General features: G+C 64.2%; 5 protein-coding genes and 5 pseudogenes. 1 reads left to right on the forward strand and 9 read right to left on the reverse strand.

What is annotated here, in order from left to right; all coding sequences use genetic code 11:
* Positions 1–128: 128 nt before the first annotated feature.
* A pseudogene (locus AX750_RS13820) lies at positions 129–1,040 on the reverse strand (IS3 family transposase); the annotation flags it as partial.
* Between AX750_RS13820 and AX750_RS13825 the strand changes: the two are divergent.
* Positions 1,039–1,632 (forward strand): annotated as a pseudogene (locus AX750_RS13825) (IS110 family transposase); the annotation flags it as partial. The pseudogenes AX750_RS13820 and AX750_RS13825 overlap by 2 nt on opposite strands.
* A gap of 245 nt (positions 1,633–1,877) precedes the next feature.
* Here the strand turns inward: AX750_RS13825 and AX750_RS13830 are convergent.
* The 8 genes and pseudogenes from AX750_RS13830 to AX750_RS26745 form a co-directional block, all read right to left on the reverse strand.
* Positions 1,878–2,222, reverse strand: a pseudogene (locus tag AX750_RS13830) (transposase); the annotation flags it as partial.
* 53 nt (positions 2,223–2,275) lie between these two features.
* A complete protein-coding gene (locus tag AX750_RS13835) occupies positions 2,276–4,198 on the reverse strand; it encodes a copper resistance system multicopper oxidase (RefSeq protein WP_066722755.1) in 1,923 nt (640 codons plus the stop codon).
* Positions 4,199–4,265: 67 nt separating this feature from the next.
* Positions 4,266–5,453: pseudogene (locus AX750_RS26125) on the reverse strand (IS3 family transposase).
* A 434-nt stretch (positions 5,454–5,887) separates the two neighbouring features.
* Positions 5,888–6,334, reverse strand: a complete 447-nt coding sequence (locus AX750_RS13850; protein ID WP_348626282.1) for a DUF1622 domain-containing protein — start codon at positions 6,332–6,334, stop codon at positions 5,888–5,890.
* A 254-nt stretch (positions 6,335–6,588) separates the two neighbouring features.
* Positions 6,589–6,933, reverse strand: a complete 345-nt coding sequence (locus AX750_RS13855) for a hypothetical protein (RefSeq protein ID WP_066722757.1) — start codon at positions 6,931–6,933, stop codon at positions 6,589–6,591.
* 179 nt (positions 6,934–7,112) lie between these two features.
* The gene (gene glgA / locus AX750_RS13860; protein ID WP_082734907.1) at positions 7,113–8,588 is read right to left on the reverse strand and encodes a glycogen synthase GlgA; all 1,476 of its coding nucleotides are present in this window, start codon (positions 8,586–8,588) and stop codon (positions 7,113–7,115) included.
* A gap of 503 nt (positions 8,589–9,091) precedes the next feature.
* Complete coding sequence (locus tag AX750_RS26550; RefSeq protein WP_245282397.1) at positions 9,092–9,856, reverse strand: Spy/CpxP family protein refolding chaperone; 765 nt, start codon at positions 9,854–9,856, stop codon at positions 9,092–9,094.
* Positions 9,857–10,678: 822 nt separating this feature from the next.
* Positions 10,679–10,887, reverse strand: a pseudogene (locus AX750_RS26745) (hypothetical protein); the annotation flags it as partial.

Here is a 10,887-nt window from a genome sequence, read left to right on the forward strand (position 1 = left end):
TAAAACTGCGAACACTTATGTATTTGAAATATCGATATAATTTAAGCCGATCTTGTGTCCGTCGTCAGATGATTTGAGACTGTTTCGGCGTCTCAGGAACGGAGGTTCTGGCTCATCTGGGTTTGAGGTTATGCGGCCTGCAGCTGATGCTGCAAGCGTCTCTCCTGGATGGTCTGGTGCTTGATCCTTTCGCGTTCGGTGAGGATGGCTTGCCCGCGGCTGAAGTAGACATCGGCGGGCGTTAGGTTGCCGAGGCTCTCGTGGTATCGGGCATGGTTGTAATGCTCGACGAAGGCGGCGACCTGCCGTTCGAGATCGCCGGGCAGATAGTAGTTTTCCAGCAGGATGCGGTTCTTCAGGGTCTGGTGCCAGCGCTCGATCTTGCCCTGCGTCTGGGGATGATAGGGCGCGCCGCGAACGTGTTTTATGCCCTTGCCGTCGAGCCAGGTGGCGAGGTCGGCTGAGATGTATGAGGCGCCGTTATCGCTCAACAGTCTCGGCTGATGTGCGACCGTGATCTGGTCGAGCCCCGATGCCGCCAACGCCAGATCGAGCGTGGCGGTGACGTCGTCAGTGCGCATCGTGGCGCAGAGCTTCCAGGCGACGATGAAGCGGGAGAAGTCGTCGAGCACGGTCGAGAGATAATACCAGCCCCAGCCCGTGATCTTCAGGTAGGTGAAGTCGGTCTGCCAGAGCTGGTTGGGCGCCGTCGTCTTGTCCTTGAACTCGGGCGCCGCCTTGATGACGATATAAGCCGGGCTGGTGATCAGATTATGCGCTTTCAGCAGCCGATACACCGATGCTTCCGAGACGAAGTAGCGCTTTTCGTCGGTGAAGCGCACCGCCAGCTCGCGTGGGCTCAGCTCCGTCTCGCGCAGCGCCAGGTCGATGATCTCGGCCCGGATCGGGGCGGGGATGCGGTTCCAGACACGATCTGGCCGCGAGCGATGATCTGCGAGCGCCTCGACCCCGCCGGTGAGATAGCGATCGTACCAGCGATAGAACGTGGCGCGCGGGATGCCGAGCTTGTCCAAGGTGCGCGGGATCGTGATGGCGAAGGGACGGCGCAAGCTCGAACTTCGACTGGATCAACTCCTTGCTGGCGAGGTGGCGATCAGCCGTCGGATCAGACAGCTCGTCGAGGACATGCGGGCCCAGTGGCGCGCCCTTGACGAGCGGATCGGCGCCTTCGATGCCGAGTTCGTTGCGATCGCGCGCGAGGATGCCGCAACGAAGCTCCTGGCGACGATCCCGGGGGTCGGCCCGTTGAATGCGACCGCCTTCGTCGCCTCGGTGGGAAGGGCGGAGACGTTTGGCCGGGGCCGGGATCTTGCCGCCTGGCTCGGCCTGGTACCTCGCCAGATGACGACCGGCGGCAGACCTAAGCTTCTCGGGATCAGCAAGCGCGGCAACGGCTACCTTCGCAGGATGCTGATCCACGGCGCGCGAGCGGCATTGCCGTCCCTGGCGAAGGGGCGGACGTTGCTCGGCGAATGGCTGCGGGGATTGCTCGCGCGAACGCATATCAACACCGCCGTGGTCGCGCTCGCGGCGAAGATGGCCAGGATCATCTGGGCCGTGTTGAGAAGCGGGCGCCCCTTCCAGGTGGAGGCGATGCCATCGGCTGGATGATCAGAGTTCGGCCTTAGGGGAGCGTCCTTCAGGCCAGCGTTGTCTGTGAGTGGATTGGAAAGATGGCCTGACAGTCGAACGGCGTGCCGTGATCCTGATCAAAAAAATGGCGTTAGACGCCGACGGCTTTATGAGGATCGGTACGCGCGAAAGCTCCATCTTGGCCGAGGCACGACCTCGAGACCGGATACGTTGGCGCAGACTGAAGAGCCGGAAAGAAATCCCTTGCAGGCGGGGCGAGCCATACGTTTTTTAAGCAGGCGGTTTTCCAGGGTGAGATCGGCCACGGCCTCCTTCAGCGCCTGCGCCTCGCGGCGCAGCTCCTTCACCTCGTCTGACGTCGCGGCGCGAGCCGTGTCACCGGCGAGACGGCGCTTGCCGGCGTCGAGGAACTCCTTCGACCAGCCGTAATACATCGACGAGGCAATCCCCTCGCGCCGGCACAGCTCGGCGATGCTCTCCTCGCCGCGCACGCCTTCCAGCACGATGCGGATCTTCTCTTCGGCCGAGAACTGCCGACGCGTCGCTCGGCGAATATCCTTCACGACCTGCTCTACCGGTGCTTTCTCCGGCCCGGATTTCTGTCTCATCTGCGCTCCTGAATGGCTGCGATGATCCAGAAATCCTCCCTTCCCGAAAACCCCTAAACTGTCTCAAGAGCGCTGACGGCAGACAAGCGGAAGCGGGCCCGCTCGCCGTAGCGCAGCACGATCGGCTGCGCCTCGCTGAACTTGCGGCCGTTGATCGACCAGATGTAGCGCTGCATGTTGCCGGTCAGACGCATCTCGATGATGCGGTCGTAGGGCTTGTAGGGATAAGGCTTGATCGCCTTGAGATCGCGGTAGGACAGCACCTTGGCGCCGGGCGGCGCGCCCGTCCGGTTCACGAGGGGATCGGGCATGGCGTTCTCAAGCGTCGGACCTTCGTTCGGCATGTCCTCGCCCCCCTGGAGCACCTTGGCCTGCGGTCCTTGCTGCAGTCCCCCGTTCAGGGCCGCGAACATCCCTTGGTTCTGGCCGGGCGAGGCGCCCGATCCCATGCCCGGCATGCCGCCGTGATCCATACCCGGCATGGAGCCACCGCTTCCGCCCTGCATCGCGCCATGGTTCATGCCCTGCCTCTGCGCCCCGGCCGTCGTTCGAGCCTGACGCCCCTGGCTCATCCCCGGCATGGCGCCGTGGTCCATTCCCGGCATCGCAGGAGAACCGGCCGGCTTCCTCGCCGTGGCGCTCCTGCCGCCCTGCCCCGCACGGCCCTGGCCCATGCCCGACATGCCGCCCTGAGGCATTGATCCGGCCTGCATGCCGGCCATACCGCCGTGCCCGCCTTGCTGGCCGCCCATACCACCCATGCCGCCCATGTTCATGTCGCCCATCCCGCCGATCGCCATCGCGAGGGGGCTCTCGGGCTGCACATGGCCGGGCATGTCCTGCTCGGGCTGGGGCGTCCCCCGGTCGCCACCTTTGGGGCCCGGGTTCATGAGCATTTCGGACATCTGCGTGAGCGGGCGGACGCGATGGGGCGGCAGTTCGCCCACCATCCCGGGCCGTGTCGCCAAGGTGGCGCGGGCGAAGCCGGTGCGGTCCAGGGGCTCGGCCACGATGGTGTAGGCCCGATCCTCCGTCGGCTGCACGATCACGTCGTAAGTCTCGGCGTTCCCGAAACGGAACTCGTCGATCGGCACCGGCTGGACGTTCTGGCCGTCTGCCTGAACGACCGTCATCTTCAGCCCCGGGATGCGCACGTCGAAATAGGTCATCGCGGAAGCGTTGATGAAGCGCAGCCGGATCCGCTCGCCGGGCTTGAAGAGGGCCGTGAAGTTGCGCTCCGGTGTAAGGCCGTTCACCAGGTAGTGGAGACCACCGACATCCGCGATGTCGGTCGGGTCCATGCGCATCACCCTCCAGGCGACGTGGCTCCTGATGACGGCCTCCCGTGCCTCGGCGTTCGGAGCTTTGCCGAGCTCCTGGAACAGGCTCACGAGGGTGCGCTGGTTGCGGTTGTACCAGCCGCTTTCGCTTTTCAGGTTCTTGATGATCCGCTTCGGGTCCTCGTCGGTCCAGTCCGAGAGCATGATCACGTAATCGCGGTCATGCTTGAACGGCTCGCGCTCGCGGGGCTCGATGATCAGGGGGCCGTAAATCCCGAGCTGCTCCTGCTCGCCGGAGGAATGGCTGTGGTACCAATACGTTCCCGCCTGCCGGATTTTATAACGGTAGGTGAACGTCTCGCCCGGCTTAATGCCGTTGCCGAATCCCGGCGAGATGCCGGGCACGCCGTCCATCTCGGCCGGCACGATCAGGCCGTGCCAGTGGATCGAGGCATTCTCTTCGAGGCGGTTGGTGACGTTGATCACCACCTCCTCGCCCTCCTTGAACCGCAGCGTGGGCCCGGGAAGCTGGCCATTGATGAGCATTCCGACGCGCTCGCGTCCCGTGACGTTCACCGTGCGGCGCTCGAGCACGAGATCGTAGGTCCCGGCATGGGCGGAAACAGGCACAAGAACCGTGAGCGCGAGCGCGGCCCCGAGAAGGCAGGCGGAAAGGCGGGGGAATAAGTTCGTCATGATCTGATCCTCGAGGCTCTGACTTGGACGCGCGGCCGATGATGAATTCTGACGTTGCCCCCAGTTTCTATCCAGCCTTGAGTTCGTTCCGGCGGTTGGTTTGGCCCTCTCGGGCGGGTTGAGCGGCGGGGGCAGACGCGGAGCTATTCACGTAGCGTAGCGTTTGATCCCGCCGCGGCTGGAACGTGGCCGCGAAGTCGATGGGCGTCTGCCAACCGAGCTTCGAGTGTGGCCTTGTAGTGTTGTAGTCGAGTTGCCACCGCAAGAGCGCGGCTCTGGCCTGGGCCAGGCTGGAGAACAGTGTCTCGTTCAACAGCTCATCCCGCAGGCGGCCGTTGAAGCTTTCGATGAAGCCATTCTGCATCGGCTTGCCGGGCGCGATGTAGTGCCACTCGATCCTTGCCGCGTCAGCCCAGGCCAGGATGGCGTTGGAGGTCAGCTCGCTGCCATTGTCGCTCACGATCATCTTGGGCCTGCCGCGCTCTGCCAGCAGCCTGTCGAGTACGCGCGCAACCCTCACACCCGATAGCGAGGTGTCCGCTACCAGTGCCAGGCACTCGCGGGTGCAGTCGTCGACGATCGCCAAGATCCGAAAAGCACCTGCCGTCCGTCATCTGGTCGGCCACGAAGTCGAGCGAAGCGCTCGTTCGGTCGCATCGGGATCATCATCGGCGCCCGTGTCCCGATCGCCCGCTTGCGCCACCCCGGCGGCGGACCGTCAGGCGCTCCTCGCGGTTGAGCCGGAATAGCCGCTTGTGGTTGACCTCGAAGCCTTCGCGCCGGAGCAGCACATGCAGGCGCCTGTAACCGAACCGTCGCCGTTCCCGGGCGATGGCCTTCATGCGCTCGCGCAGCGAGGCGTCATCCTCGCGTGTGGGTTTGTATCTCACGGTCATGCGGCAAAAGCCGGTGGCTTTACACGCCCGCCGTTCGCTCATCCCATGGGTGCCCATGAGGTGGGCGACAGCTCTCCGCTCGGCAGCGGGCGTCACCACTTCTTTCCCAAGAGATCCTTCAACGCGACGTTGTCCAGCATCGCGTCGGCCAACCTGCGCTTCAACTTGGCATTCTCGTCCTCGAGCGCCTTCAGCCGCTTGGCCTCGGATACGTCCATCCCGCCGAAACGGGCCTTCCACTTGTAGATGCTCGCGTCGCTGACCCCGTGCTTGCGGCACAGGTCCGAGACCGGGATTCCGGCCTCGTGCTCCTTCAGGATCCCGATGATCTGCTCTTCCGTGAAGCGGCTGCGCCTCATGTTCTGGTCCTCGCAATGGGCCAGAACGAAGTTCAAACTGGATTATCTCAGAGGGGCAACGTCAATTCGCCCTGACGCTATGGACGCGGTCGCTAGCGGTAAAGACGGAGACCCGCTTGAATCTTTGATTCAGGTCGGTTCAATGCGCGAATGCCGCCCTGTGTGTCTTGGCCGCAACTCGTTCTGTTTTCACGCGTTTTTGCGTGCGGCGCCGTCGGACGAGGGCATAGAAAACATATAGACGGGGACCGGCGAGGGTTCTTACGGCTTGCAGAACTGAATTCTCCGACTGATGCTTCCCAGCACCGGCCACGCTGCAGCGCGGCCCTGATGGCTTGCCACTCCAGCGGCCGCGCACGACGATCCTTGCTCAGATGAGCAGGCAGCGGTTCGCAGGGCAGGAATGGCGAGCGGTTGTCGAGAAGACACTCAGTTCAAAGCCGGCCACCAGCCGAATAGTGATCCGCCTCGCGCCGTCGCCAGGGCCACTGGCCCTCAATTTCGACCTGAAGTGAGAAGCTCAGGAACGTGCGTACGGCGATAATCAGAGCCAGCACGCCTAGGCTCTGAAAGGTAGGGGTCACGGCGACCGTACCGATAATGTCGGCCGCCACCAGAAACTCGAGCCCAAGCAGGATGCCGCGGCCAAGATTGGCCCGGTAACTCCGGAACGCCGCATCCCACTCGCGGCCAACGCCTCGCCAAAGGAATAGAGCGGTCGAGACAATCGCACCCAGCACAATGGCGGCAACCCCGATCACCTCGATCGTGGTGGCGATCCAGTGCAGGACGTGAATGATCGGCGCCCGCATCTCGGCATTGGAGAAGATTTCTGCTGGCTCCATGCTCGCTTGCTCGATTCCGCGCTCGGGAGAAAACATTCGTTGCAGTCACAGCATATGGCCCGGTTCACGACGGGCCTGATGCGCTGCTCAGGTTGTCCAAATTACCCGTGCCGTGCGTTGACCGTCGGCGTGGGCTCATCGAAGCTCAAGTATAACCCGGAGCCCCTGGCAAAGGGGCGGCTGGACGGCCGTGATCTGTCGGCGGCCTCAAGACTGAGGCGACGTGGAGCAGCAAAAGTTCGGCGTGAGCTGCGCCGAGCTTTACGCGCCAGGCTCGCAACCTCGCAACCTCAACGCAAACCGCCCGGTGCTTGAAAATCGACCGGTCCGAACGGATTGCGCGCCCCGATGAACGGACCTGTGATCGGATCCGGCAGCACACCCTCTCCAAAGCGGTCCCGCTGGTTCTGCCAGGGCGGCAGATTAAGGTAGGACCGCGTTTGCGCATACCCGCCGGTGACGCCGTCGAGCGAGCCTGCCGGCACGACGTTGCCTGCATCCAGATAGCTGCGCGGCCGGACCTTCAGGATGAGGACTTCCTCGCTGCCACGAGGACGGGGCTTCGCCTCGGATTCGAGCGTGAGAGCGAGCGAAGCCGCAAGGGACAACGCGGCACAGGCGACAAGGCGATTCATGAGTGCTCCTTCCTGGTTGCGCCAGAATCTGTCCGGTCTCCGGCCGAGCTTCCTTGATCTGACGCAACGGATCGCTCAGCCCCTTTTTTGCGGTCGTGAGTCGTTTGCAACTCGTGCGGCCGAGCATTGCACGCACGTGAACAGCTTCGCGTCGGGTCGCCATCCAAATGCCGGTCCCGTCATCGAACGCCGACGCTTCGGACGACGCAGTCGTAGACCGCCGCATAATCAGAGGCCGACTGCTGCCATTCGAAGCTGCGCGCCATGGCGCTTCGGCGCATCGCCTTGAGCTGCCGGCGTGAGCCGAAGGCGTCGATCGAGCGGTAGACGGCGTTTAGGAAACCGGCGAGCGACAGGTCCTTGAAGAGGAAGCCCGTGATCCCGTCCTCGATCGTATCAGCCAGGCCGCCGGTTCGATGAGCGACAGGCAGCGATCCGAACCTCTGGGCATACATCTGGCTCAGCCCGCAGGGCTCGAAGCGCGAGGGCATTAGCAGAAAGTCGCTGCCAGCGAACATGCGCCGAGCAATCCCTTCGTCGAACCCGATTTTGACGCCGACCTGTCCGGGGTAGCGGGCGGCCAGGTTCTGCAGTTCCGCCTCGAGCCGACCCTCTCCCCGACCGGTGACGACGATCTGTCCGCCTTGGCGAACGATCGTTTGGGTCGCTTGGATGGTCAGGTCGAGGCCCTTCTGATGCACGAGGCGCGACACCACGGCGAAGAGCGGCCCGCGCGACACAGCGAGGCCAAACGCGTTCCTGACCTCCTCGGCGTTGACGCTCTTGCCTTTCCAGTCATTGGCGTCGAACGGGCTTGCCAGATGAGGGTCGGTGCGGGGATCCCAGCTCTCGTCGATCCCGTTGAGGATGCCGGTAAGGCGTCCCTCGCGGGCCCTTGTGCGCAGGAGCCCGTCGAGGCCGCAGCCGAACTCCGGGGTGGTGATCTCCTCGGCGTAAGTCGAGCTGACGGTGGTGACGTGCGAGGCATAGAAGATACCAGCCTTGAGGAAGGAGAGGTCCCCGCAGAACTCGACGCCGTGCATCTGAAACGCGGCGTCCGGAATGCCGAGTGCTCCGAGACGGTCGCGACCGAACACCCCTTGATAGGCGAGATTGTGAATGGTCATGATGCTCGGCGTCGGGCGTCCGCGCCAGGCGAGGTAGGCCGGAGCGAGACCGGACGGCCAGTCGTTGAGATGGATGAGGTCCGGCGCCCACGTCGGGTCGCCAAGACCACAGGCGATGTCGGCCGCAGCCAATCCGAGCCTTGCGAAGCGGATATCGTTGTCGGCCCAGTCGGCCCCGTTCACGTCCACGTAAGGCGAGCCCTCGCGGTCGTAGAGCTCGGGACAGAGCAGGACGTAGAGGGTCAGACCGTCGCGGGTCTCGATCCGGCCGAGATTGCAGGCGGGCAGGCTCGAAAGACCGTCAAGCCGTCCGACGACTGGGACGTTGCCGAGGCTTACGAGCAACTCGCGGTAGCCCGGGATGAGCACGCGAACATGGTGCTGCTTGCGGAGCGCGCGTGGCAGGGCAGCTGAAACGTCCCCAAGCCCGCCGATCTTGACGTAGTCGGCGATCTCTGACGTGACGAACAGAATTCGCCGGCCGCGGCTACCGGCAGGAGCCGATGTGGCCCACCTCGACGGCGGCACGCGGGCGCCCAACGATGCCTTGCGGCGGGAAGCATCACGCATGATGTTTGTCTCCTCACTGCCCCGAGGCCCATCACGGTGCCGCGGTTTCGCGCCTTGGGAGCGGTTCGTGTTCGGAGGGGGCGTGATCATCGCGGACTGACACAAGTTTTGCTGGAGCCGCACCGGCGTCGGCGCACAACGGGGTTCAGCAACAAAGACGTTGAGTTAACCGTCCTCTTACAGTTGATTTTGGTTGGGCCGAGCGCGGCGCTGAAGGGCGGTCCGTGCGACCGCTGGGGACCACAGGCGGCAGCGGGCAGAGTTCACAGGAGTGCGCCAGCCGATTTGGCCCAAAGGTTTTTCCGGGCTCGTCCACCGGGAAGCACATGATGCGATTTCTCGCCGTTTCGAACGAGAGAAGAGGCGCCGCGCGGACGAGTGGGGGGCAACGCGCCCTCGCGGCGGTGCCAGAAGGAATTATAATTCGCCTCCTGGAGCTCGGGGCAATTCTCAACCAGCGGTCAGAAAGTCGCGATGAACGGCGCCACCAGTTCGTCGGCCGTGCGCTTCTGCGTCTCGTCAAGCGACCCGTGGAGCTTCGCGAAGGCTGTACGGGCCGATTTCAGCGCTTCGAGCCTGGCGGAGAGGTGCTGCTCGTATTTCTCCAAACGGTCGGTCGCCGACGAATACGCCTGGCGCATCTGCTGCCGGGCTTCGAGCAGGTGCTTGCGGCTCGTGCGGAGCGCGTCGGCGAACGCGGTCCAGGCAGGGGCCTGGGCGTCGGTGATGCGGAGCTCAGCCCTGAGGAACGCGAGGCGCCCCTCGAGCCGCTCCGTCATGTCGACCATGGCCGGGCCCATCGCCATGCCGGGCGTGCCCCCGCCCATCCCGCCGCCCATCATGCGCATGTGGTCGTTCATCATGCGCATCATGTTGTCGCCCATCATCCCGCCCGTCTGGCCGGACATCGCGCCCTGCCCCATCGCGCCGCCCTGACCCATGGACCCTTGCGGCTGCATGCCTGCGCCCGTCTGACCTGACTGGCCCTGCATGCGCATGTTGTCGTCCATCTTCATGCCGCCCCCCGTCGAGCTGCTTTGACCTTGCGGGGCCATGCCGCCCATCTGACCGGACGAGCCGCCCTGCCCGGCCGATCCTTGCGATTGCATTCCGCCCGTCGCGCCCGTCTGGCCGGGCTGGCTCTGCTGCATGCGCATTTTATCATCGTCCATCATGCCGCCGCCCATGGATCCGCCCGATCCACCTTGAGACTGCATCGGCATCATGTCGTGCATCGCAAAGCGGAGCGGCCGATCGACCGCTCGTGCGGGACCTGGTCCGGCGGCGAGCAGTGCGCCGGCTGCGGTCGCTAGGGCAAGCATGGAGGCTCTGGCGGTTTTGACTGACATTGGCTGGTTCTCCTGGTGGTAAAGTTGAAATCCTGTGCCGCGATGACCGCTTGGGCCCCTTCTGCCAAGGCCTCGAGCAATCATCCTTGATCTTGCGCAAATCCCCCGGTCCCAATTCCCGCCCTTGGGATGGCGAGCGTTAACGGCGCAGGTCGCGCAGGTAGCTCCCTTGCTTTGCAGTCGGCCGTGCTTTGTCGACGGCTGGTTTGATCCTGATCTCTTGTTCGACGTGCTCAACCCGCTTCGGTGTTCCCACTCCTCGGCACTGGCGCCCGGGCAGGCTTGCGCCCCGCCCCACTGGCCGCGCTTGCATTACCTCCGGAGGTGCCCTCCCTCGCAGCCAGGCGCTCCCTGGCAGATGCTCTTCAGGGTGTGATCCTTCAGCTCCTTGTCGTGGTGCTCCAGAAGCGGTGTCGACCCTCCCCGGTCGTCCAGAGCCTGTCCCGGCGGCTTGCGCTCTCCTGTCGGGGCCACGAATTGGGGGTGGTGAGTGGGCGGCACAGCATCCAGTTTCGAGCCGGGAGGGGCGCCCGAACTGGACTGAGCCAGGGCAGCCGATGCCGCCAGCACAGTCCCGAGGAGCGCCAAACTGATCCGTTTGCGCATGGCACCGCCCTCCAGAAGATCTGTCGCCCAGCGACCCATCTCTCAGAATGACGTTTTCGGTCGCGGGTTATTACAGCCTGGAAGGCTTGGCTGCTACGCGCCGTTTTCATGGAAACGCTCGCCCACCGGCAGCGTTGATGCGAAGGTCCGCATGACGCCAACGGAGTTGAGTATGAAGAAGACCTTGATCTTGCTTTCGGCGACGCTCGCGGCGGGAATTTCGCTCGCGTCTGAAGGGGCTTTAGCCCAGCGCGGCGGCCATGGGGGCGGTGGCCACGGGGGCGGCGGGTTCCACGGTGGAG

The sequence above is a fragment of the Methylobacterium sp. CCH7-A2 genome (assembly GCF_001557075.1).
GTDB lineage: Bacteria > Pseudomonadota > Alphaproteobacteria > Rhizobiales > Beijerinckiaceae > Allobosea > Allobosea massiliensis.